Here is a 22,974-nt window from a genome sequence, read left to right as displayed (position 1 = left end):
TTTTACCAAAAACAATATGGAAACAGCCTGAATAGCGAATGACTCTAAACTTAGCGATAGAAAAACCTTAACCCAATAGTGAAATTTTTTATGGTAAAGACATCATTCACATTAGCACCATTGAGCAATAAATTAACCTTGATTGGTTTTATAATGGTGCTTTTATTTGGGTTATCTGCATGTACGTCTTCATTAACTAAAGCAGACAATCAAAACCCAGATAGCTCTGTTAAAATCACAGAAAACTTAGAGAAAACGCCAAAAAGTACATTGGAAAGCACAACAGAGAATGCAGAATATTCAGGTTGTTATACGCCATCTAATAAACCTCCAACAGCCATGGTTCAGCAGTGTCAACAGCAGGGTGGAAGCTTACAAGTGGGCGGTATGTTGGGTTGTTATCAGTGTGTGGTTGAGTATGCAGATGCAGGCAAAACTTGCCAAGATAGCTCAGAGTGTCAAGGGACTTGCCGAAATACAGAACAATATATTGAGGCAGGGTTGAGTAATCAAACTGGACAGTGTTCAGCAAACAGCAGTCCCTTTGGCTGTTACCAAGTCATTGAAAAAGGTGTGGCACAAGGTATGCTTTGTGTCGATTAACCCAGCGAATCTATTTTTACTATTAGGTTGCTAATGATATTAGCAACTTATATTTATTTTTTTAATTAACAATTTTGAGAGTTTTATGTCAAATCAAAATCACCAAGAGCAAAACGAAAATCCACAAGATGCCAATGAGCTAATTGCTCAGCGTCAAGCCAAACTTGATGAGATAACTGCAACGGGCAAGCCTGCTTATCCCAATGGCTTTAAACGCACCGACTATGCTCAAGATTTGCAGACCAAGTTTGCTGATATTTCTAAGCAAGAGATTGAAGAGAAAGTATCTGCAGGTGAGAAAACGCAAGTTAATGTTGCAGGGCGAGTGATGCTCAATCGTGGGGCATTTATCGTTATCCAAGACATGACAGGGCGTATTCAGCTTTATGTCGCTCGCAAAGAGCTTGATAAAGACACGTTAGCATTGATTAAATCACTTGATTTGGGTGATATTGTGGGCGTATCAGGTTATATCGGTCGCTCAGGTAAAGGCGACTTGTATGTGCATATCGAACAGATTACTTTATTAACCAAATCTTTGCGTCCAATGCCGAATAAGTTTCATGGTTTAGCTGATGTTGAGGCACGTTATCGCAATCGCCATTTGGATTTGATGACCAATGAAGCCAGTCGTGATACCTTTATCATTCGCAGTCAGGTGATTAGTGGTATTCGCAAATTTATGTTGAATGAACGCTTTATGGAAGTAGAAACGCCAATGATGCACCCAATCCCCGGTGGTGCAGTGGCTCGTCCATTTATTACTCATCATAATGCGTTAGATATGCCGTTATATTTGCGTATTGCCCCTGAGTTGTACCTAAAACGCTTGGTAGTCGGTGGCTTTGAGCGGGTATTTGAGATTAACCGCAGTTTTCGTAATGAAGGTGTTTCAACTCGTCATAACCCAGAATTTACCATGATTGAGTTTTATCAGGCTTATGCTGATTATCATGATTTGATGGATTTGACTGAGCGTCTGTTTAATCAATTAGCCAATGATATTTTGGGAACAACAGAGCTGACTTATCAAGAAGAGGCTATCAGCTTAAAAGCCCCATTTGCTCGCTTAACGATGAAAGAGGCGATTGCTCAATATGCCGAAGATTTTGATATGAGCAAAATTGACGACAGAGATTACTTAGCCGATTATGCCCAAAATACCTTAAAACAACAGGTTAAAGAAGGCTTTGGTATTGGTAAACTGCAAACCATTATCTTTGAAGAAACGGCAGAACATAAGCTACGCCAGCCAACCTTTATTACTGAATACCCTGCTGAAACATCGCCATTGGCTCGCCGTAATGATGACAATCCAGAGATTACCGACCGTTTTGAGCTGTTTATTGGCGGGCGTGAGTTGGCAAATGGCTTTAGTGAGCTGAATGACCCTGCCGACCAAGCTGAGCGTTTTCATGGTCAGGTTGCTGAAAAAGATGCAGGTGATGATGAAGCAATGCACTTTGATGCCGATTATATTGAGGCATTATCGTATGGCTTGCCACCGACCGCAGGTGAAGGCATTGGTATCGACCGTTTGGTAATGTTATTTACTGATGCAGCAAGTATTCGTGATGTGATTTTGTTCCCGCATATGCGCCGTAAAGTAGATTAACTATATTATATAGATAACATATTCTGTGGATATGTGTGATATGAGGGTCTATATTGAATATTTATTACCCTGCTATAAAAAACAAATATAGGCTCTTAAAACTGTCATCTTTGTGTCATTGTTCTTTATCATATTAGAGGCTATGATATAAGTACCAATAAAAATATTGGTATTTATATCAAATACATCTATAACTAAGATAAGGAGTCAGTCGATGTCAGATAAAAAGATTTTAATGCTTGTTGGTGATTACGCTGAAGATTATGAAACCATGGTGCCATTCCAGTTTTTATTAGCACTGGGCTATCAAGTAGATGCAGTCTGTCCTGATAAAAAAGCGGGTGATACGGTAGCAACTGCGATTCATGATTTTGAAGGTGATCAGACATATAGCGAAAAGCGGGGACATAATTTTGCCATCAATTATGACTTTGCGGCAGTTAATACAGAAGACTATGTTGGCTTACTGATTCCCGGTGGGCGTGCGCCAGAATATCTGCGTTTGAATGATCGGGTTTTGGAGATTGTCAAAGAGTTTGATAGTGCTAAAAAGCCAATCGCTGCCGTATGTCATGGGGCGCAACTTTTGGCAACCGCTAATGTACTGACTGATAAAAAATGCTCTGCTTATCCCGCTTGTGCACCTGATGTACGTTTGGCAGGCGGTGAGTATGCAGATATTGAGGTGACAGAAGCTGTGACAGATGGTCATTTAGTGACAGCCCCTGCATGGCCTGCACATCCTGTTTGGTTAGCACAGTTTGCTAAAGTATTGGGAGCAAAAATTGAAATTTAGAGGTTTAATTTAATAAGTTAGGAAAGTTAAATTACTCTGATATTTTTATTTATATATAATTTATATGGATAAAGCCAGCCTTTATGGTTGGCTTTTTTGTTATACTTTTTGTGGTACTTTTTTCTTTTAATTTATAAGTTTGATTGCCCCTATGTCACAGCCTTATCAAGTTTTAGCTCGCAAATATCGTCCAAAGAGTTTTTATGATTTAGTCGGACAGACGCACGTCTCACAAGCACTGATTAATGCGATTGATTATGGTCGTCTTCATCATGCTTATTTATTTACAGGGACACGAGGTGTTGGTAAAACTACCATTGCTCGTATTTTGGCAAAATGCTTGAACTGTGATACGGGCGTCACCAGCCAGCCATGTGGGAAGTGTAGTAGCTGTGTGGCAATTGACCAAGGGCGGTTTATTGATTTAATAGAGATTGATGCGGCTTCACGTACTAAAGTCGAAGATACACGTGAGCTGTTAGATAATGTACCTTATGCACCCACACAAGGGCGTTATAAGGTTTATTTGATTGATGAAGTGCATATGCTGTCAACACACAGTTTTAATGCACTATTAAAGACGTTAGAAGAGCCACCAGAGCATGTCAAGTTTTTGTTGGCAACAACTGACCCCCAAAAACTTCCTATCACTATTATTTCTCGTTGTCTGCAATTTGTGTTGCGTCCTTTAACTCAACAAGCGATTAGTGAGCATCTTCATCATATCTTGACTCAAGAGCAGGTAAGTTTTACTGATGCTGCGTTATGGCAGTTAGCACATGCTGCAAAAGGCTCAGTACGTGATGCGTTATCTTTGACAGACCAAGCCATTGCCTTTGGGCAAGGTGCTTTGAGTGATGAGACTGTCAATGACATGCTGGGATTGATAGATAGTGCAGATTTAGTGAAGTTGTTGCATGCTATTTTTGTGGGAGATACGGTGGCTGTAGGGGCGCAAATTGAGCAGATGCGCCAGCAGTTAGTTGATGCTGGTAGTATGTTTGATGGGCTTGCTGAACTACTTCATCAGTTGGCAATGGTACAAATAGTACCTAATGTGAGCTTAAATGTCAGTGCTTATCATGCCCAAGATATTGAGCATTTGGCACAGCAAATAAGCCCTGATGTTTTGCAGTTATATTATCAAATCACCATACAAGGTCGAGAGAATATTAAGTTGGCAAATACACCGATGCAGGCATTAGAGATGTGTCTGTTACGGTTGCTGGCATTTCGACCATTACCCGTTAATGAAGTCGTTCAACCACAAGCTGAACAATTGCAATCTGTATCCATATCATCTTCTCAGCAAGTTGTTGAAGAAGATACTGAGGAATATATTAGGGAAGATAAAGATACAAGAGAAGACACCAGAGAAGAGAGCTATGATGATATACGCTCTGTAGAAACGGTAGATGCGACGGGAGTAACAGATAATGCGGGCTTAGCAAGTGCATACGATACGCAAGATATACGATATGATGCGTTAGATAGTCGTTATGATGGATATGACCAAGAGGCGATGCGGTTTTCTGAGCAGTTCTCTAATGTTAGCCTAGATGCTGTTGAACCAAACGTTGAACCAAACGTTGAACCAAACGCTGAACCAAACGTTGAACCAAACGTTGAACCAAACGTTGAACCAAACGTTGAACCAAACGTTGAACCAAACGTTGAACCAAACGTTGAACCAAACGTTGAACCAAACGTTGAACCAAACGAGAATACGTCTCAGTTACTGCCTGATGACCCCAGAGCGTTGTTAAATTGTCCAGAACAGCTTTTAGAGGGGCAGTGGACAGCAGAAAAATGGGATTATTGGTTACAATGTGCGCGCAAAGCAGGCAAGCTAGCCCAAGACCAGTTAGCACTAGCACGACAAGGTGTGATGACAGGTGATGTGCATGGTGATGGTGTATTTAAAGTGGCATTTGATACCAAGCATATGCACAGTACATTTCATGCTTTGGCACAGCAATTACAACAAGATTTGGGCATGGTTTCTTTAAGTATTGAGGTCGATTCAAGCTTATTAGCATCTGCACAGACTTTAATACCAGAAAAACGACAACAAATGCGCTTAGAGCAAGCTGAGTTAATGGCGAAACAAAAGCTAAATCAGTCACCAGTAATGCAATATTTACAGTCTCAAGGACAAGGAAGTATTGTTAAATTGAAACTGAATTTAGAAACATAAGTTGAGATAAATCACATTGAAGTCATCTTTAATATATAATTAAATATATTGTACGTTGTGTTGATGGACAAATGTAATGTAATCTCTGTATTATCAATCATATAGGCGAATTTTCGTTACAAGAAAAATATAAAATAACAAGAATTTGCGTTATAATTATTACCCTTCATTTCCAAAGGTAGGTATCAATAATATGTTAGACAATTTAAGAGGGATGGCAGTATTTGCTAGTGTCGTTAATCATGGTTCATTTAGTGGCTCAGCTCGCGAATTAGGAATAACCACCAGTGCGGTTAGTCAGCAAATTCGCTCATTAGAAAATGACTTGGGTGTTGTGTTGCTACATCGCTCAACTCGTAAGCTAAGCCTTACTGAAGCAGGAGCAGGGTTTTATGAGGCTGCTAAAGATGTGGTAGATGCGGCTGAACAAGGACGTATGCGGGTGAATCAGTTGCGTGATGAGTTGGCTGGAAGCCTACGTATTGCAACCACACCTGAGCTTAGCGTCAATCATATTTTGCCTGCACTATCAACATGGCTAACTGCACATGATGATTTGGCTGTGCATTTCTTAGCAGACAATCATTATATAGATATGATTGATGAGCGAGTTGATATTGCTATTCGTATGAGTCCTAGTATTGTAGATAGCAAAATGAGTAGCCATGCTTTGGCTGAGGTGAAGCAAGTATTGGTTGCGTCACCAGAATATCTACAACAGCATGATAAAATTGAAACACCCAAAGACCTTAGCAAGCATGAGTTAATTGGTATTGAGCTGGTTAAAGACCCTAATGTGCTTGAGATGGTATGTCGTGAATCAGGTAAAAAGACAAAGGTGAAGTGTAATACTCGTATCCAAACCAATAATGTCTTTGTTGCAACCGCATTGGCTAAGTCAGGGCATGGCTTGGTACGGATGATATCACTGGATATCCAAAAAGAATTGGATTCAGGTGAGTTGGTGGAAGTGTTACCTGAGTATCAGTTACCAGATTATGTATTGTATGCGGTAACTTTAGATAGAGAGCAACAACCTGCAAAAATTACACGATGTTTGGAAGTGTTAAAAGAATACTTTGAAAACTATTCAAAGTAATGAGTTTTATCTGTAGCAACAGTTGAAAACTTTATTGGGTATCTTTTATAGATACTTCGACATCGTTTGTTTCTGGATTGCTCAGCTAAGACTATGATGTAGCATATAAAAACAGCCCTTATTGGGCTGTTTTATTATATTGAGATATTGCATTTTCAATACGATGTATCAGTAAGATAGTCAAAGAATGACAAAGTGGTTTATGGTTACTGTTGTTTAGCCAATGTTTGAATGGCATTAACCAGTCGCTCAATTAACTGCTCACTTTCGCTACGGCTCATATTCAAAGGTGGTAATAGACGTACAACATGCCCACCAACCACATTAATAATCAGTTTTTGTTGTTCACGAGCTGTATCCACTAAAGTGCTACAATCCCAGTCACTGGGTAGAACAATCCCAATCATCATACCGTGTCCACGGGTAGTCACGTGATATTCAGCCAGCTTTTCTGTCAGGCTTTGTCTGATAAAGTCACCTTCTTGCACAGCATTTTGCATGACAGTACCATCTTTTAGTTGTTCATAAACACTGTATACCACACGGCTGGCTAGGGGAGTACCACCATAGGTTGAGCCATGACTACCTGCACCAAACAGTCCGTTAGCACGACCTCTGACCATACATGCACCGACAGGAAAACCATTACCTAGCCCTTTTGCGGTAGTTAATACATCAGGTTTGGCACTACTATACTGATAAGCAAAGTATTTACCTGTACGTCCATTACCGGTTTGTACTTCATCAAGCATAAATAGCCAGTCATTGGCATTGCAAATATCTTGTATCTGCTCTAAAAACTCAAAACCATTAGCAGCATCATTGAGACCACCTTCACCTTGGATAGGCTCTAATAAAATAGCAGCAATTTCGTCATTATTTGCTGCGGCTTGTTTAATGGCATCAATATCACCAAATGGTACACGAATAAAATCATCATCTAGGGTGAAAAAACCCTCGCGTGCTTTGGGATTTGCCGTTGCTGAGACAGTCAACAAGGTGCGTCCATGAAAGGACTTTTCCATAACTATCACTTTAGGGCGTTTGAAGCCTTTATTGTGTGCATATAGTCGTGCCAGTTTTAGGGCGGCTTCATTTGCCTCAGCGCCACTGTTTGCAAAAAAGACATTATCCATCCCAGCAGCTTGGCATAACACTGCACCAGCACGCTCTTGCCATTCAATCCCAAATAAATTGCTGGTATGTATGAGTGTTTGAGCCTGCTCTTGAATGGCTTTGGTGATTTCAGGGTGACAATGTCCGAGCCCACAAACAGCGATACCAGTTAAAGCATCAAGATAGGCGGTATTATCTTCAGTATATAGCCAACTGCCTTCACCCCGTGTGAAGGTGATGGGCTGGCGAGTATACGTTGGCATTAAGTAAGAGTGTGTCATAAAAAAGCCTTATTCTATAAATCACAATAAAAGAAAAGCATTGATAGGTGAGTTTATCATTATATATCAGTGGAAAGGGCTATTACTCAGGTAGCTCTGTAGAAAAAGGACTATCAGCAGATGCTATTTTATAGTCCTCATTTGCCCATGCACCCAAATCAATGAGCTTGCATCGCTCACTACAAAAGGGTTTATAGGGATTATCTTGCCATGTTGTTGCAGTTTTACAGCGTGGGCAAGGGTACATTTTTGGTGTATTGCTGTGCGGTTGAGTCATAAAGTTTGGATATTCATCTATAAGTGAGTTAAAAAAAGAAACAAGTGTTCTAATTAATGATATGCTCTAGTATCATATCACGGACGATAATAAACTCAATTTGTTAAACAAAAAATTGTTTATCAGAGCTGATATTAGAAATATATTGATACAAGAGAAGAAATTGATGTCATTATCCCACCGTCATAACCGAGAGTTTCAACCTGAAAAGTTACATTTACCAAGAGACTTTAGCATACCTGTTATTGATGAGTCACAGCCACTACTGATAGAAATCGGTGCTGGTAAGGGGAAGCATGCTGTTGAGTATGCAGAGCAACACCCCAAACAGCAACTGATTGCTATTGAGCGTACACGTACAAAGTTTCAAGCTTTTGCCAAAATTGCACAGCAAAAACAGTTAAATAATTTATTTCCAATACATGCAGATGCGATTGCATGGGTGGTACATGCACTTGCCCCTGCCAGCATTGATGCTGTGTATTTATTATATCCAAACCCTGAACCGCATAATCCAAATCAGCAGTGGTTAAATATGCCATTTTTTGAGTTTTTATTATCACGTCTTAAAGAGGGTGGACAAATCATTTTAGCTAGTAACATCCAAAGTTATATTGACAATGCTGAATCACAATCTGTAAATGTTTGGTGCCTGCCAACCATTAAGACGCCCGTACCAGCAGATAGTCAGCGTACGCACTTTGAGGTGAAGTATCTGGCAAGGGGAGAGGCATGCTGGCAGTTGACTTTATGCAAACCAGTTAATTATAAAACTCGTTTTGATCAGTGGTATTATCAGCCATAACTAGCTAGTTTTTTGCAGTTGTCGCACTGAAAGTCAAGTATATGAAAAAATCAGTACATCAATCGCCAGATTTTTTACTATCTTCGTTAATAGATGACATATTAATAAATGACAGTATCAATCAACATCTCACTTGGATTAAAACAGCAGAGATGCTACCTAAGACAAAAGGTCTCTATATTTTGGTCATGTACCTAGCAGATGAAGTATGTGTAACTGTGGGAAAGTTGGGTGATTTTACTTTGTCTTCAGGGTTTTATTTTTATGTGGGTAGTGCTAGAGGTGCGGGAGGAATAGCCAGTCGTGTTGGTCGGCACTGGCGTAATGATGCTCAAAAAGCAAAGCGTTGGCATATTGACTATATACGTGAGCCGATGCAGATGCTTGGTTGTTGGGTATTGAGTGATCAGGAAAATCAAGAGTTGATGGCGGAGTGTCGCTTGGCACAGTTATTAAAAGGTAAATTAAACGATAATAAGCTGTCACAGGTTAAGGTGCTACCAAATAAAGCATTGCAAAGTAAACAATTAGGTGCTGATATAAGCGCTGATACAAATACTGCTATAACATCAAACCCTCTATTGGGTATTGGCAGTAGTGATTGCCGTTGCTCTAGCCATGTGTTTTATTTAAATGCTATCTTTATCTAGGATTTATCTAAGTGGCATACCTTCTCTATTTAAATAAGAAGGTATGTATTTTTAGAGTGAGAATACTAGGGGTAGCAATGATATTATATGGTGCTATGAAGCGTTAACCACCGTTTCTATTAATCTACGGCTGTCAGTACGTGCGTCTAATACAGTCAAAAAGGTATAAGCACCGATAAACTTACGACTGATAAACATAAATTCTTTAGGGGGCAGACTGAACTCTAATGACTGCATTGATTGGCTGGCTTTTTTCATGATACGTTGGTGTAGCTGGCTATCTGCCCAACGATATTGTCCTTGCTCATCAATTAGCTCTGCAGGAATATCTGGATTATGCTCAGGCAGGCTAAATGGCTCAGTGGCAATTAAGAAGACTTCAGCCATATCATGGCGCACAGTATCACTCATATTGTCAAAGAAAGCATAGCCTTTCATGGCATCTTCCATGGCTTGCTGGTTATGATAAAAGCCTGCTTGCATTAAGTCTCGTGCAATATGCAAAAGCTGTTCATCAAACTGACGCATCGCTCCAAAATCAAGCAAAATGATTTGGTCAGGTAGCCCAGATGTTTCGTCATGGGTACGGATTAGGTAGTTACCAAAGTTGGGGTCAGTCTGCATCTCACCCCAATGAAATATCTCTTGTAATAAAATATCAATGGTTGCTTGCCCTAAAGCATTACGGCGTGCCTGACTGAGTGACTGCAAGCTAGCATCTGTGACAGGTACGCCATATTCATAGGTCATACATAGCAAGCGATTGGTCGAGTAGGGGCGGATAATCTGTGGCACAATATAACGATTATCATGCTGGAGGCGCTGGTAGAAGCGCTCTGTGGTATCAGCTTCGGCATGATAATCGACTTCATGATGCAACAAATCTTGGATTTCTGCAAACCATTCATCAAGCGCGCGTGTTTGTGGCACAGCATTGGTGACTTTTAGTAGTTGCTTAAATAGGCTGAGGTCAGAGTCAATGGCATCGGCAACACCAGGATATTGCACTTTAAGTACCACATCTTGCCCTGTAGCAGTGATGGTCGCTCGATGTACTTGAGCCAGTGAGGCAGTACCAATGGGCTGGGGGTCAATCTCAAGCTCATGATAAGCATCACCTAGCTGTGATTTGAGTGCATTTTCAATAACAGACCATGATAAAGTTGCTGTATTATCATTGAGGCTGTGTAGTGCTTGTGTAATCTCAGCAGGCAGAAAATGCTCACCATATAGTGCGAGCATCTGCCCAATTTTAACCACCGAACCTTTCAGTTTTCCCAGCTCATCAGCAAGGTATTGGGCTTGCTCTTGGCGAAAGTTTTGATTGCGTAGGTCACGCTGCTCTTTATTCAAAAACAGCCCAGACATGCTATTACCCGCCCAGCGCTTGCCAAGTTGTAAAGATGCTTTAGCAATTGATAAACGTCGGTCAAAACTTGATGTTTTGAGTTCATCGAGTGTTTTCTTGGTCGTATTATCAGCCATAAATACCTGTTTGCCAGAATAAAAATAAAGGTGTTACGATTGTCGAGAGATGGCACGATGTCCAATATCACGACGATAGTGAGCGCCATCAAAGCGGATAGAGGCAGTCGTCACTAAGGCTTTTTGTTGTGCTTCTAAAATATCTTTGCCCAAAGCAGTGACACACAGCACACGCCCGCCATTGGTCTCAACGACTGGTATACCATCTTGAGAGGTGTCACCAAATTTTGTGCCTGCATGAAATACTTTGACAGTATCGTCACTGTCAGTTGTTATTTGTGGCAAGCCAGTAATAACATCGCCTTTTGAAGAGGATTGTGGGTAACCTTTTGATGCCAAAACAATACCTAAAGCGGCACGTTCATCCCACTGTGCTTCTGCTGGCAAGTTACCCGTAATGCCTTGCTGAACCAACTCTACCAGTGAAGATTGTAAGCGCATCATAATTGGCTGAGTTTCTGGATCACCAAAGCGACAGTTAAACTCAATCACGTAGGGGTCTTGATGTTCATCAATCATTAGTCCTGCGTACAAAAAGCCTGTATAAGGATGACCACTGTCTTTCATCGCTTGAACAACAGGGCGAATAATACGCTCAATAACTTTGTTATGAACTTCAGCAGTAACAACAGGCGCTGGTGAATAAGCACCCATCCCGCCAGTATTTGCCCCTGTATCACCTTCGAAGATACGTTTATGGTCTTGGCTGGTTGCCATTGGTAGGATATTTTCACCATCAATCATGCAAATAAAGCTGGCTTCCTCACCCGTCAAAAACTGCTCAATGACCACACGACTTCCTGCCTCACCAAACTTATTGTCTGCAAGCATATCATCAATGGCTTGGTGAGCATCTTCGATACTTTCTGCGACGATGACCCCTTTACCAGCCGCCAAGCCATCAGCTTTGACTACAATTGGTGCGCCTTGTTCACTAACATAGGCTTTTGCTGCTGTGGCATCAGTAAATGCTTGATAGTGAGCAGTTGGAATATTATTGGCAATCATAAACTCTTTGGCAAAGGTTTTTGAGCCTTCAAGTTGTGCGCAGTACTGTGTAGGTCCCCAAATGGCAATATCTGCTTTTTGACAGTCATCCACCAGTCCATCTACCAGTGGTGCTTCTGGACCGACAATCACAAAGTCAATGTTACTAGACTGGCAAAAGTCAATCACTGCTTGATGATTAGTAACATCTAGAGTGACATTTTCACAGTGTGGCTCTAAGGCAGTACCAGCATTTCCAGATGCTACATAGACGGTGTTTACGTTTTTATCCTTGGCACACTGCCATGCCAGAGCATGTTCCCTACCACCTGAACCAATGATTAAAATATTCATATCCAATCTGTCCTATCAATTAAAATGAGTCTTTTAGAGGCTTTGTGCTATTGATGCTGTTAGTGTCAGTTTATTAATGCGTTATCAATGCGGTGTTATGATTGATGTCATATACTGGCGACATTTTATGATGATTGCAAATGATGTATTGAAGAGCAGTCATATTTGTGTCAGATTTCTCAATTGTATAGCGTACGCATTATAACAAATAAAATCAGATAGGATAGCTACCAAGTATGACTTGTAGACATGTAATTTTATAAAATGTTAGTAAAATTATATGGTTAAGTGGTTTGATGTGGGAATTTAGTATGGCAAAAGTGTTGATTTTTCTGGGCATTATTTTGGTTTTAGTGGGTGTGGTGTGGTTAGTGTTTCCTAATATATTTTCTTGGATAGGAAGACTGCCAGGAGACATTCGCTATGAATCTGGTAATACTCGCATTTATTTTCCAGTTATGACTATGATTATTATCAGTGTGGTTGGTAGTATTTTGTTGAATCTATTTAATCGTTAGTTTTATCTAAGAGTTGGTGAGATTAAGGATTGAAATAAAAAAGACCAACGTTATGTTGGTCTTTTTGTTATCAGAAGGACATATTTGATTTTTAGAACCAAGTATAGGTTAGGGCAGCCATAAAGTTGGTGCCGTCAGTGTTATAGCGTGTATTGTAGGTATCAATAGTAACGTAGTCTTCATTTGTTAAATTATCAATACGAGTGTTTAGTTTAAGACTAGGTGACAGATAGTAGCTAGCACTTAGATTTACTAAGGTATAAGCATCCATTTTTGTACCCAAACGATTGGTTGAGATACCATCAAGAGCATAGCGGTCACTGATGTGTTGCACCTCAGCACGTACGTCAAAATCATTGCCTTGATACCCAGCATACACTAAGCCTTTATGTCTGGGGCGGAATTTTATTTGATCACCTTTATAGTTACCAGATTTGTTTTTGGCATCTTGATAATCGTAGCTAAAGCCTAACAAATAGTTATTGATATTCCAGTCTGAGGTTACAGTGACGCCTTGAATACGAGCTTTATCAATATTTCCCATCTTCCAGCTATTATTAGAATCATAGTCAATAAGATTTTCGACTTTAGAGTGATATCCTGTTAGGCGGGTAGTCTGTAGTTGACTGTTATTTTCAATGAACACTTCGTAATTATCACTGGTTTCGGGCTTGAGATTTGGGTTACCTGAACCACCATATAGTTCATTTAAGTTTGGCGCACGAAATCCGGTGGCATATGAAGTACCTACACGAGTAGAAGGGGTAATAGAGTATGCAGCACCTAAGTTATAAGTCGTTTCACTTTTGTATTGGGAGTTATCATCATAACGAACATTGGCTTGTAGGTTGTATGGTTCACCTGAGATTTGATAGCCAGCAAACACACTTTTAACTGTACGATTATTGGTACTATATAACGCACTATCTACTTCTTGTTTTAACCATTCTGCTCCACCAATGACTTGACCAACTTGCAGTGGATATGTAGCTACTAGATTGGCTTGTTTTTGTTTGGTTTCAAACTCATTGCCATTAGGAGAGTTTTTATCTACTGCATTGATTTTATCTAGGCTTTCACCATACTGTAGCTTGGTATTTAATTGGTTTGTATTTAGTTGAATAAAGGCGTTGGCCGCCCCTTGTTCTTGTTGTTGATAGGTATTAGGTACGGTTGCACCATTATCATAATCAGTTGTTGACTTACTATATAAACCACTTAATCCTAGACTGATTTGTTCATTGATATCATGTTTAAGGTAGAGGCTAGCATTGTCTGCTTTAAAGCCATCTTTATCTGGATAGTAAGGTGAGAAAGGATTACTGGCGTTAGGTAATGTGGCATTGATTCCTTTAGTCTGATTATGACTTGCAGAAATGCTGGCAACAGTTTGCCCGCCTGTTGAAGAAGGACTTACCCATTGAGCAGTGACACCATATAGATAATGATTGTGTGAGCCGATACCTGCATTGATAGAGGCATTGGTATGGCTGGCGTCTCTACCTTTGGTAAAAATTTGAATGACCCCACCCATGGCATCTGAGCCATAAATACTAGAGCCTGAAGCACCATATAATACCTCAATACGATCTATTTGATCGGCAGGCAACAATGCTAGTTTTGGTTGTCCTGAGTCCATCGCTCCATAGCGTATGCCATCAATGAGTACTAGTACTTGTTTGCTGTCATAGCCACGTAGATAAAAACTACTTTTTGTACCTATGCCACCATATTGATAATAGCTAAACCCTGGTTGCTTTTTTAACACATCAAGTACCGTTTGACCTTGATAACGTTGCAGTTCTTCTTGATCAATAATACGAGTTTGAGCGATGGTGTCGCTTACGAGAGTAGGGGTACGAGTAGCGGTAATAACGACTTCGGGAAGTACGGTTTCTGGTGAGTTGTCAGTTGATACCTCAACGTTGGCTGTACGACTCGTTTCTACATCTGCTTGAGCATTGGCAGTCATGGTAAGGCTAGCCGTTGCTAAAATACTTAGTAAAATTGTATTTAGCGGAGTGCGAGAAAAGCGAGTTTGTGTGTTGGCTGGGTGAGAGATCATAGTGCATCCTAGGGGCAATTCATTGATAGAAAAATTCGAGTAACATTATCGTTAAATTTTGACAATTAATAAACGTTAATTTGCCATAATTTATTCATGTGAAGATGAATATTATTCATGAAGTTAAATGAAAATGTATATAAATTATTACCAAAACTCACTTAGTGTCCTATTTTGTTTATTCAATAATAAGTAGGCGTGCAAAGATTCAAAAAGTTGTTAACATAACAGGTTGTTTATTCATTATTTATTTTCTATTTCTAATTGTGAGTCATCATGATGCGAGCTGTGTTCATTCCATTGAGTCCATTGAAAAAGAAATCATTTTGTATCGCTACGTGGTTATTGACCACTGTTTTTAGCCTTATGATTTATCTGCTATGTAGCATGAGTGCTGCACAAGCGACAGTATTTGCGGTGGGTTCGACCACAGATATTGAGGCAGTTACCACAATAGCAGATCAGGACATTGTTGATCCTTTTGGTCGGCAGACACCACGTGGTACGGTACAAGGGTTTATTCGCGCTTTATCTGACAATGATCCAACATTGGCTGCCAATTATCTACATTTGAGCCCTAATGATAATGTCAATGAAACAGTACGTCAGGTACAGTTGGCATTAGATACTGGTGGACGACTACAGACAGACTTACAGATTAGTGGTAGTCCAGCGGGTAATATGGCAGATAGACTGCCACCAAACCAAGAAAAAGTCGGAACAGTCAGCCGTGATGAGCATACAATTGATCTCATTTTAGAGCGAAGAATCGCAGAGCATGGTAATCATTACTGGCAGTTTTCTGATGGTACAATTCGGGCGATTAAACGTGCAGGGTTTGAGGCGCAGTCCACACTGGTAGATAGGTATACACTGACACCATTAGAGGGGCGCAAATTTTATGGCTATAACTTGGCAGATATTGTAGCTGTCTTTTTATTGGCGCTGACTTGTTGTTTTATTGCCTATTTATTGGTTGGTGTATTGTATTTATTACTCAAGCTGGTATATCCCTATATTCGCCGCAAGCCTTTGCCAGTTGATGCTAAGGTGATTCTGCCTTTAGCGTTGGTAGTTACGTCAATGATATTAACAGAGGTGATGGTATATGCTGGCGTATCTGTGACAGTGCGTGAGCCAGTCAGTCGTATCAAGGATATTGTGGCATGGTTTGCACTGACATGGTTGTTGTTGCGCGTTATTGATGCGGTGTTTAATCGTGCAGAGCGTTTGAGCTATCGTCGCAATCATACAGAGCGAGTTTCTATTTTAAGTTTGTTGCGTAAATTGGTAAAAGCGATTTTGCTAATTTTTGCCATGATTTTTATTTTTGGCAATTTGGGCTTTGATTTAACCACAGGGATAGCTGCACTGGGTGTGGGTGGTTTGGCACTGGCACTGGGTGCGCAAAAGATGATAGAAAACTTGGTTGGTAGTGTGGTTGTGGTTGCTGACCAGCCAGTACGTGTTGGTGATTATTGTAAGTTTGGTGATCAAGAAGGTACAGTCGTTGATATTGGCATCCGTTCGACAAGGATTAGAACACTGAATCGAACCGTTGTGACAGTGCCAAATGGTGATTTCTCTTCATTGCGCATTGAAAACTTTGCTCAGCGTGATATGTTTTCATTTTTGCATAACTTGTATATTAAGCGTACTACAGATACGGCGGTATTACAGCAGTTGATTGTCGGTCTTAATGAGTTTATTGATGAGCATGAGCTGACTAATAGTGAGTGGAATCAGGTTAGATTAGCAGAGCTGCGTCAGGATTGTTTTGTGATTGAGTTGCGAGCATATATTAATGCACAAGGTGCGGCTGATTTTTATGATAAACAAACCCAGTTATTACTTGATGTGTTAGCGAAAGTCGAGGCATATGGTGCAGAGCATGCGCTACCAGTACAACAAATGTTGTTAGATACAAATGCCCAAAAACCAGCACAAAGTGACAGTAGTCATGAGTCTCTGCCAGTATTAACTGAACAGATAAAGCGTCGTGGTCAGATAGATTCTGCTGATTCTGAGTAGATATGAGACATGTAGATATATAGTATTAGCCATAAAAAATAAGCCTAGTTTAACTAGGCTTATTTTTTTGACGGTCCATAGTATTTTGTTTATAGATTTAAAATACTGGTAGGTGGTTAGTCTTTGCTAGAGGCTGCTTTTTTTAATAATACTAAGACAGCACCATTACCACCATCTTTTGGAGGTGCTGAGCAAAATGCTAAGACATCAGGGATTTGTTGTAACCAGCCATTGACACAGGTTTTGAGGACAGCATCCGTACCTTTGCCGTGTACAATTTTGACAACAGTTTCGCCGTTCTTTTTGGCTTGGGAAAGTAGCTGAGTAACGGCATCTCGTGCTTCATCAATAGTGCAACCATGAATATCAACAGCATCATACCAGCGTAACTTGCCTTGCTTGAGCTGATTAAATACTTTGTTTTGCAAGGTAGCAACTTTATAGGCAAGATAGGATTCACCAGAAACAGGGTTGAGTAGAGCCTGCATATCAGACAGTCCTGCACCTAATGTGTCTGTATCTGCCCCTTGAGCAGCCGCACGTTTTGATAAAGTGGTAGCATCTGGTTTGTTGATGTTTGGTTTTTGCACAGGTGAGATGGTGTTGTTATCTTGAATAGGGGTGACACCTGCCATTGCCTGCATAAACAGCACTTTATCATCATCAATATGCTCACTGTCTAGGCGTTTTACGGTTTTTTCGACTTGTTTTTTTGTTGGTAGAGCAACTGGCTCAGTAGGCTTTTGGTTTTCAGGGTCAGTGCTGGCAGTTTCTCGCCCACGGCTTAACTGACCTTTTAGCTCTTTAAGCTGGTTTTGCATTTCTTTAGAAAATAATGAATTTGACATAATAATAAACTTTTAACAATTAAAAAAATTAGTGACTACTTTACTGGCTTGATGCGACGCTATCAAGTAGGGTTTGTAACTGTGTACCAGGATGTTGGGTTTTCATAAACTGCTCTCCAATCAAAAAGCTACTGATATGTGCATCTGTCATCAGATGAATGTCTTCTGGTGTATGGATACCACTTTCACTGACAATCAATGGATTATCCAGTGTTTGTTGTAGCTGTGAGGCAAGTTGCAAAGAAGTATTTAGATCGGTATTAAAGGTATTTAGATCACGGTTGTTGATACCATAGATATTGTGTTCACTTTTAGGTAGTGCCAAGGCGCGCTCTAGCTCTTCTTGGGTATGTATTTCAATTAATACATCCATACCAAGCTGGCAAGCTGTATGATGAAGCTGTTTGACAGTTGCATCATCTAAGCATGCCATAATCAATAAAATGCAGTCTGCGCCAAGAATATAAGACTGGTATATCTGATAGTCATCTACCATAAAGTCTTTACGTAAAATAGGCAGTTGGCAGGCAACCTTCGCTTGTTTGAGATAATCATCCGCACCTTGAAAGTAATCTTTGTCAGTTAAGACAGACAAACATGCCGCCCCTGCTTGCTCATACTGTTTGGCAAATGCAGTGGGGTCAAAGTTATGATTGATAACGCCTTTGGAGGGAGAAGCTTTTTTGATTTCAGCAATCACACCGATTTGCCCATTTTGTTGCTTTTGCCGTAAAGCTTGTACAAAACCACGGCGGGTAGCAAGGGCTTTATCTTGTTGAATTTGGCTGACTTGCTCTTGTAGTTGAGTGAGTGGATGAGCTGCTTTGGCATCAAGGACTTCTTGATGTTTGGTTGCAACAATTCGCTTTAAAATTGAGGGTATGTTGGATGCACTCATGAATAATTGCTCTATAGTAGGGTTTAAAATCATTAAAAATGAAAAAGTTGTTGTAATAATGATGTCAACAGATGGTTTAAGAGATATGACATCCATTATTTTCAAAGGCTAATTTTTAAAATTAGGCTTTGAAACTAGTCTTTAAAACTTTGGGTAAACTTAGCCAGTTCTTGCAGTTTTGTTAAGGCAGCCCCCGTCTGGATAATGGTTTGTGCTTGGCTGACTCCATTGGGGAAGTTGCTGGCAAGTCCTGCCACATAAATGGCAGCCCCTGCATTTAGAGCAATCATATCTCGTGCTTTTAAGATACGACTGTTATGTGTTTCTTCACCACTCAAGGCTTGTTGAATCATCTCTAAGCTTTCTTCAGATGATTGCACAGATAAACCAACCAGTGTTTGTGACTCAATACCAGCATCTTCTGGTAGTAGCTCATAAATTGAGACTTGACCATCTTTTAGCTCAGCAACTTTGGTGCTGGTTGCCAGACTGATTTCATCAAGCCCATCTTTTGCACCAACGACCATCACATGCTTTGCACCCAAGTTTTTCATAACATGTGCCAGAGGCTCGCATAGCTCTGGAGTAAACACACCAATAACTAAATTTGGTACACCAGCCGGATTGGTGAGAGGACCTAAAATATTAAAAATGGTGCGTACTTTTAATGTGCGTCGTACATTGATGGCATGTTTCATGGCTTTATGGTGGTTGGGGGCAAATAAAAAGCCAATGCCTTGTTGCTCAATACATTGTTGGGTTTGCTCTGGTGTTAGTGCCAGATTAATACCTGCTTGCTCTAAAACGTCTGAACTACCTGATTTGGAAGATACGCCACGATTTCCATGTTTAGCAACTTGCGCACCTGCTGCTGCGGTAACCATAGCGGCGGCGGTTGAAACATTAAATAGATTGGCATCATCACCACCAGTACCAACGATATCTACAAGATAGTTGCAGTTTTGAGGCTCAATAGTGCTGGCAAGTTGGCGCATGACACTGGCTGCCGCCGTAATCTCTTCAATAGACTCACCTTTCATCCGTAGTGCAACCAATAATGCCCCCATCATTGCATCGGAGCAACCGCCTTGCATGATGATGTTCATCACTTCCTGCATTTCTGTTTGGGTAAGGTCGATACGCTGTAACATACGGTTTAGCGCAGTCGTCATCAATTGGTGTGCAGACTCATCCATTACTTGTGTATTTTGGCTCATAAAATTCTCTTTATAGTGACTCATTTTAATATTTGAGAGTGGGTGTTTGGCTGACTATTATCAGTCCCTAACTGTTTGTGTTTAAGGCAACAGAAGGCAGTGCTGTTAGTGGTAATCCACCAAGATTGTTATGCAACAAAAAGTTATTGAGCAAGGTAAATCCTGACTCACTTAAAATAGATTCAGGATGAAACTGAACCCCTTCAATACAGTGTTGCCGATGGCGAATACCCATGATTTCTAAAGGCATACCGGCTTCATCTTCTGTCCATGCTGTCACTTCAAGCGTATCAGCTAATGTATTTTTGTCAATAACCAGTGAGTGATAACGGGTTGCAAGAAAGGGAGAAGCAATATTGGCAAAGATACCTTGTTGATGATGATATACAAATGAAGTACGCCCATGCATAACTTCGGCTGCTCGAATAATGGATGCACCATAAACTTGAGCAATCGCTTGATGCCCCAAACAAATACCTAAAATAGGTACTTTGCCAGCAAAATGTTCAATGGCTTGCAATGAGATGCCTGAGTCAGATGGGGTGCAAGGTCCAGGTCCAATAACGATGGCATCAAAGCTCATGGCTTCTAGTTGCTCAATGGTAACCGCATTGTTTGTTATTACCTGTACGCTTTGTTGCAGTTGCTCAAAATACTGCACAATGTTATAGGTAAAGCTATCAAAGTTATCAATCATTAATAACATAACTGGCTCAAAATCAGCAGAAAAAAACAGGCAGCGTATTATATCGGAAATTAAGTCACTCGGGTTATCGTTCACCGCATATATTCATTGGTTGAGGTATTTCTAATCTACCTATTTACCTTTAGCCTGTTTACTAATATCTATTTGTTACTGTCTGCTTAGCATGATTTTATGATTAGTATGCACAAAAATAGGGCGTTAAATATTTATGCACAAAAAATATGCACTTACTTATCTGGTAATGTGAATAATATGCACTATTTTAGTGCAGTGATATAGGAGGGCTATTGATATATCCATCTGTTAAGTAATAACAGAACCATAGAATTAGCAAAATACTCTTTAGGTAGGAAATATCGAGAATACGAGGACGTATCTGGTAATAATTGAGGTATCAATGGTATTTTTTCTCTTTATTTTTATAAGCTCTAGGATTTTTTTGGTAAAAATAGCCCCCAGTATAGTAAACTTGGCATACCCGTTGCAGTATCATTATTAACAGTGATTAGGGTAGATAAAGCAGGGTATTGTGGTCTTTATGCTGTCATAGGACTGAACATTTAGAGCTACGAATTTAGAATTATGGCTAATTATGACTAGGTTTTTTGTCGGGCTTACCCTATACTAAATGGAAAATTTTTTATAAAACAAATCCTCATCACCCTATATAGTTAGTGGATGGTTATAACTTTAGGTGTGAATATATGAGATTTCGTTATAAATCATATTTTTAGGCATCTAACTAATGGGCAGTTTTGCTGTTAGTTTTATTTAAGTTAAATACATATGGAGCGTTTATGTCAAATAAATTATTAGACCTAATTAAAGAATCTGATGCAAAATGGGTTGATTTCCGTTTTACAGATACTCGTGGTAAAGAGCAACATATTAGCTATCCTGCGTCAACAGTCGATGAAGACGTACTAGAAGATGGTAAAATGTTTGATGGCTCATCTATCGCTGGTTGGAAAGGTATCGAAGCGTCAGATATGATTTTACGCCCTGACCCAGAAACAGCATTTATTGACCCATTTTTTGATGCAACAACAGTTGTTGTAACTTGTGACATCATTGAGCCTTCAACCATGCAAGGCTATGAGCGTGACCCTCGTTCAATCGCTCGTCGTGCTGAAGAGTATCTAAAATCTACAGGTATTGGTGATACTGCTTATTTTGGTCCTGAGCCTGAATTTTTCGTATTTGACGATGTAAAATGGTCAATTGATATGTCTGGTGCTCGTCATAAAATCACTGCAGAAGAGGCAGCGTGGTCAACTGATGAAGACTACGAGTGGGGCAATATGGCACACCGTCCTCGCGTAAAAGGCGGCTATTTCCCAGTACCACCAGTCGATAGCTCACAAGATATGCGTTCAGTTATGTGTGAGCGTTTAGAAGATATCATGGGTGCAGACCGTGTTGAAGTTCATCACCATGAAGTCGCTTCATGTCAGTCTGAGATTGGCGTTTCATTTAATACCATGGTGCGTAAAGCGGATGAAGTACAACAGTTAAAATATGTGATACATAATGTAGCACATCAATTTGGTAAAACAGCAACCTTTATGCCAAAGCCTATTGTTGGTGATAATGGCTCTGGAATGCATGTGCATATGTCTATTTCAAAAGATGGACAAAACACATTTGCTGGTGATGAATATGCAGGTCTTTCAGAGACAGCACTATACTTTATCGGTGGTATCATCAAGCATGCACGTGCATTGAATGCAATCGTTAACCCATCAACCAATAGTTATAAGCGTTTGGTGCCACACTACGAAGCACCAATTAAATTGGCTTATTCTGCACGTAACCGCTCAGCATCAATCCGTATCCCATACGTCACTAGTCCGAAAGCTGTTCGTGTTGAGGCTCGCTTTCCTGACCCAACTGCAAACCCATACTTAGCATTTGCTGCTTTATTGATGGCAGGTCTTGACGGTATCCAAAACAAAATGCACCCTGGTGATGCAGCCGACAAAAACTTATATGACTTACCACCTGAAGAAGAAGCACAAATCCCTACTGTTGCTGAAAACTTAGAAGTGGCATTACAAGCACTAAAAGATGACCATGACTTCTTATTAAAAGGTGATGTATTTACTAAAGATATGCTAGAAGGCTATATTGCTCTAAAAGAGGAAGAAGTACAGCGTCTAAATACAACAGTACATCCAGTAGAGTTTGATATGTACTATAGCTGCTAAGCATTGATAACAAGTTGATAGTTTATCTTCAATGATAAATTATCATGAGAAAACCCAGCTACTTAATTCTTTATGAATGATGGTGGCTGGGTTTTTTTATATTGTGTAACATGATATAAAGAACATACAAAATTGACTATAGTCAATGAACTTGATAACTGTTACGGTGTTAGGCTCGCTTGCTGTACAACCGTACTATCTGCACTTGCCTGCCTTGTA

19 protein-coding genes are annotated in these 22,974 nt (G+C 40.1%); 10 read left to right on the top strand and 9 right to left on the bottom strand.

What is annotated here, in order from left to right; all coding sequences use genetic code 11:
* Nucleotides 1–90: 90 nt before the first annotated feature.
* The 5 genes from FHK88_RS09960 (at nt 91) to FHK88_RS09940 (ending at nt 6,310) form a co-directional block, all read left to right on the top strand.
* Complete coding sequence (locus FHK88_RS09960; RefSeq protein ID WP_227430600.1) at nt 91–603, top strand: hypothetical protein; 513 nt, start codon at nt 91–93, stop codon at nt 601–603.
* An 85-nt stretch (nt 604–688) separates the two neighbouring features.
* Nucleotides 689–2,218, top strand: coding sequence for a lysine--tRNA ligase (gene lysS, locus FHK88_RS09955; RefSeq protein ID WP_227430599.1), 1,530 nt, complete (start codon nt 689–691; stop codon nt 2,216–2,218).
* A gap of 214 nt (nt 2,219–2,432) precedes the next feature.
* Nucleotides 2,433–3,014: a DJ-1/PfpI family protein gene (locus FHK88_RS09950; RefSeq protein ID WP_227430598.1), complete on the top strand. Its 582-nt coding sequence runs from the start codon at nt 2,433–2,435 to the stop codon at nt 3,012–3,014.
* Between the two features lie 151 nt (nt 3,015–3,165).
* Nucleotides 3,166–5,211, top strand: coding sequence for a DNA polymerase III subunit gamma/tau (gene dnaX / locus FHK88_RS09945; RefSeq protein ID WP_227430597.1), 2,046 nt, complete (start codon nt 3,166–3,168; stop codon nt 5,209–5,211).
* Between the two features lie 193 nt (nt 5,212–5,404).
* Nucleotides 5,405–6,310 (top strand): LysR family transcriptional regulator, encoded by a 906-nt coding sequence (locus FHK88_RS09940; protein WP_227430596.1) that lies wholly within the window; start codon nt 5,405–5,407, stop codon nt 6,308–6,310.
* A gap of 206 nt (nt 6,311–6,516) precedes the next feature.
* On the opposite strand, the gene FHK88_RS09935 is transcribed toward FHK88_RS09940, so the two are convergent.
* Entirely contained in the window at nt 6,517–7,707 is a 1,191-nt protein-coding gene (locus tag FHK88_RS09935) for an aspartate aminotransferase family protein (protein WP_227430595.1), read from the bottom strand.
* 82 nt (nt 7,708–7,789) lie between these two features.
* On the bottom strand, nt 7,790–7,984 hold the full coding sequence (locus FHK88_RS09930; RefSeq protein WP_227430594.1) for a DNA gyrase inhibitor YacG: 195 nt from the start codon (nt 7,982–7,984) through the stop codon (nt 7,790–7,792).
* 166 nt (nt 7,985–8,150) lie between these two features.
* Between FHK88_RS09930 and FHK88_RS09925 the strand changes: the two genes are divergently transcribed.
* On the top strand, nt 8,151–8,789 hold the full coding sequence (locus tag FHK88_RS09925; RefSeq protein WP_227430593.1) for a DUF938 domain-containing protein: 639 nt from the start codon (nt 8,151–8,153) through the stop codon (nt 8,787–8,789).
* Between the two features lie 41 nt (nt 8,790–8,830).
* Complete coding sequence (locus FHK88_RS09920) at nt 8,831–9,439, top strand: GIY-YIG nuclease family protein (protein ID WP_227430592.1); 609 nt, start codon at nt 8,831–8,833, stop codon at nt 9,437–9,439.
* Nucleotides 9,440–9,532: 93 nt separating this feature from the next.
* Here the strand turns inward: FHK88_RS09920 and FHK88_RS09915 are convergent, their stop codons facing one another.
* Complete coding sequence (locus tag FHK88_RS09915; RefSeq protein ID WP_227430591.1) at nt 9,533–10,924, bottom strand: ABC1 kinase family protein; 1,392 nt, start codon at nt 10,922–10,924, stop codon at nt 9,533–9,535.
* Between the two features lie 33 nt (nt 10,925–10,957).
* A complete protein-coding gene (purD, locus tag FHK88_RS09910) occupies nt 10,958–12,265 on the bottom strand; it encodes a phosphoribosylamine--glycine ligase (protein WP_227430590.1) in 1,308 nt (435 codons plus the stop codon).
* Nucleotides 12,266–12,576: 311 nt separating this feature from the next.
* Here purD and FHK88_RS09905 point away from each other — a divergent pair, with 311 nt between their 5' ends.
* The gene (locus FHK88_RS09905; RefSeq protein WP_227430589.1) at nt 12,577–12,783 is read left to right on the top strand and encodes a DUF2905 domain-containing protein; all 207 of its coding nucleotides are present in this window, start codon (nt 12,577–12,579) and stop codon (nt 12,781–12,783) included.
* 91 nt (nt 12,784–12,874) lie between these two features.
* On the opposite strand, the gene FHK88_RS09900 is transcribed toward FHK88_RS09905, so the two are convergent.
* Nucleotides 12,875–14,848, bottom strand: a complete 1,974-nt coding sequence (locus tag FHK88_RS09900) for a TonB-dependent receptor domain-containing protein (RefSeq protein WP_227430588.1) — start codon at nt 14,846–14,848, stop codon at nt 12,875–12,877.
* Nucleotides 14,849–15,124: 276 nt separating this feature from the next.
* Here FHK88_RS09900 and FHK88_RS09895 point away from each other — a divergent pair, with 276 nt between their 5' ends.
* The gene (locus FHK88_RS09895) at nt 15,125–16,879 is read left to right on the top strand and encodes a mechanosensitive ion channel family protein (RefSeq protein ID WP_227430587.1); all 1,755 of its coding nucleotides are present in this window, start codon (nt 15,125–15,127) and stop codon (nt 16,877–16,879) included.
* 116 nt (nt 16,880–16,995) lie between these two features.
* Here the strand turns inward: FHK88_RS09895 and FHK88_RS09890 are convergent, their stop codons facing one another.
* The 4 genes from FHK88_RS09890 to FHK88_RS09875 all read right to left on the bottom strand — a co-directional run bounded on the left by FHK88_RS09890 (nt 16,996) and on the right by FHK88_RS09875 (nt 20,548).
* A complete protein-coding gene (locus tag FHK88_RS09890) occupies nt 16,996–17,727 on the bottom strand; it encodes a Smr/MutS family protein (protein ID WP_227430586.1) in 732 nt (243 codons plus the stop codon).
* 40 nt (nt 17,728–17,767) lie between these two features.
* Nucleotides 17,768–18,625: an indole-3-glycerol phosphate synthase TrpC gene (gene trpC, locus FHK88_RS09885; protein ID WP_227430585.1), complete on the bottom strand. Its 858-nt coding sequence runs from the start codon at nt 18,623–18,625 to the stop codon at nt 17,768–17,770.
* A 134-nt stretch (nt 18,626–18,759) separates the two neighbouring features.
* On the bottom strand, nt 18,760–19,842 hold the full coding sequence (gene trpD, locus FHK88_RS09880) for an anthranilate phosphoribosyltransferase (RefSeq protein ID WP_227430584.1): 1,083 nt from the start codon (nt 19,840–19,842) through the stop codon (nt 18,760–18,762).
* 67 nt (nt 19,843–19,909) lie between these two features.
* Nucleotides 19,910–20,548 (bottom strand): anthranilate synthase component II, encoded by a 639-nt coding sequence (locus tag FHK88_RS09875; RefSeq protein ID WP_227430583.1) that lies wholly within the window; start codon nt 20,546–20,548, stop codon nt 19,910–19,912.
* A gap of 797 nt (nt 20,549–21,345) precedes the next feature.
* Here FHK88_RS09875 and glnA point away from each other — a divergent pair.
* Nucleotides 21,346–22,755 (top strand): type I glutamate--ammonia ligase, encoded by a 1,410-nt coding sequence (gene glnA, locus FHK88_RS09870; protein WP_227430582.1) that lies wholly within the window; start codon nt 21,346–21,348, stop codon nt 22,753–22,755.
* Nucleotides 22,756–22,974 lie beyond the last annotated feature (219 nt).

This window comes from Psychrobacter sp. I-STPA6b, from assembly GCF_020662265.1.
GTDB lineage: Bacteria > Pseudomonadota > Gammaproteobacteria > Pseudomonadales > Moraxellaceae > Psychrobacter.
The sequence above is the reverse complement of the archived record's forward strand: the minus strand, read 5'-3'. Positions and strand labels throughout refer to the sequence as shown.

Excerpts from the sequence above, each read along its gene's own strand:
- FHK88_RS09960 (WP_227430600.1), top strand. The coding sequence starts at position 91 with ATGGTAAAGACATCATTCACATTAGCACCATTGAGCAATAAATTAACC.
- lysS (WP_227430599.1), top strand. The coding sequence starts at position 689 with ATGTCAAATCAAAATCACCAAGAGCAAAACGAAAATCCACAAGATGCC.
- FHK88_RS09950 (WP_227430598.1), top strand. The coding sequence starts at position 2,433 with ATGTCAGATAAAAAGATTTTAATGCTTGTTGGTGATTACGCTGAAGAT.
- dnaX (WP_227430597.1), top strand. The coding sequence starts at position 3,166 with ATGTCACAGCCTTATCAAGTTTTAGCTCGCAAATATCGTCCAAAGAGT.
- FHK88_RS09940 (WP_227430596.1), top strand. The coding sequence starts at position 5,405 with ATGTTAGACAATTTAAGAGGGATGGCAGTATTTGCTAGTGTCGTTAAT.
- FHK88_RS09935 (WP_227430595.1), bottom strand. The coding sequence starts at position 7,707 with ATGACACACTCTTACTTAATGCCAACGTATACTCGCCAGCCCATCACC.
- FHK88_RS09930 (WP_227430594.1), bottom strand. The coding sequence starts at position 7,984 with ATGACTCAACCGCACAGCAATACACCAAAAATGTACCCTTGCCCACGC.
- FHK88_RS09925 (WP_227430593.1), top strand. The coding sequence starts at position 8,151 with ATGTCATTATCCCACCGTCATAACCGAGAGTTTCAACCTGAAAAGTTA.
- FHK88_RS09920 (WP_227430592.1), top strand. The coding sequence starts at position 8,831 with ATGAAAAAATCAGTACATCAATCGCCAGATTTTTTACTATCTTCGTTA.
- FHK88_RS09915 (WP_227430591.1), bottom strand. The coding sequence starts at position 10,924 with ATGGCTGATAATACGACCAAGAAAACACTCGATGAACTCAAAACATCA.
- purD (WP_227430590.1), bottom strand. The coding sequence starts at position 12,265 with ATGAATATTTTAATCATTGGTTCAGGTGGTAGGGAACATGCTCTGGCA.
- FHK88_RS09905 (WP_227430589.1), top strand. The coding sequence starts at position 12,577 with ATGGCAAAAGTGTTGATTTTTCTGGGCATTATTTTGGTTTTAGTGGGT.
- FHK88_RS09900 (WP_227430588.1), bottom strand. The coding sequence starts at position 14,848 with ATGATCTCTCACCCAGCCAACACACAAACTCGCTTTTCTCGCACTCCG.
- FHK88_RS09895 (WP_227430587.1), top strand. The coding sequence starts at position 15,125 with ATGATGCGAGCTGTGTTCATTCCATTGAGTCCATTGAAAAAGAAATCA.
- FHK88_RS09890 (WP_227430586.1), bottom strand. The coding sequence starts at position 17,727 with ATGTCAAATTCATTATTTTCTAAAGAAATGCAAAACCAGCTTAAAGAG.
- trpC (WP_227430585.1), bottom strand. The coding sequence starts at position 18,625 with ATGAGTGCATCCAACATACCCTCAATTTTAAAGCGAATTGTTGCAACC.
- trpD (WP_227430584.1), bottom strand. The coding sequence starts at position 19,842 with ATGAGCCAAAATACACAAGTAATGGATGAGTCTGCACACCAATTGATG.
- FHK88_RS09875 (WP_227430583.1), bottom strand. The coding sequence starts at position 20,548 with ATGTTATTAATGATTGATAACTTTGATAGCTTTACCTATAACATTGTG.
- glnA (WP_227430582.1), top strand. The coding sequence starts at position 21,346 with ATGTCAAATAAATTATTAGACCTAATTAAAGAATCTGATGCAAAATGG.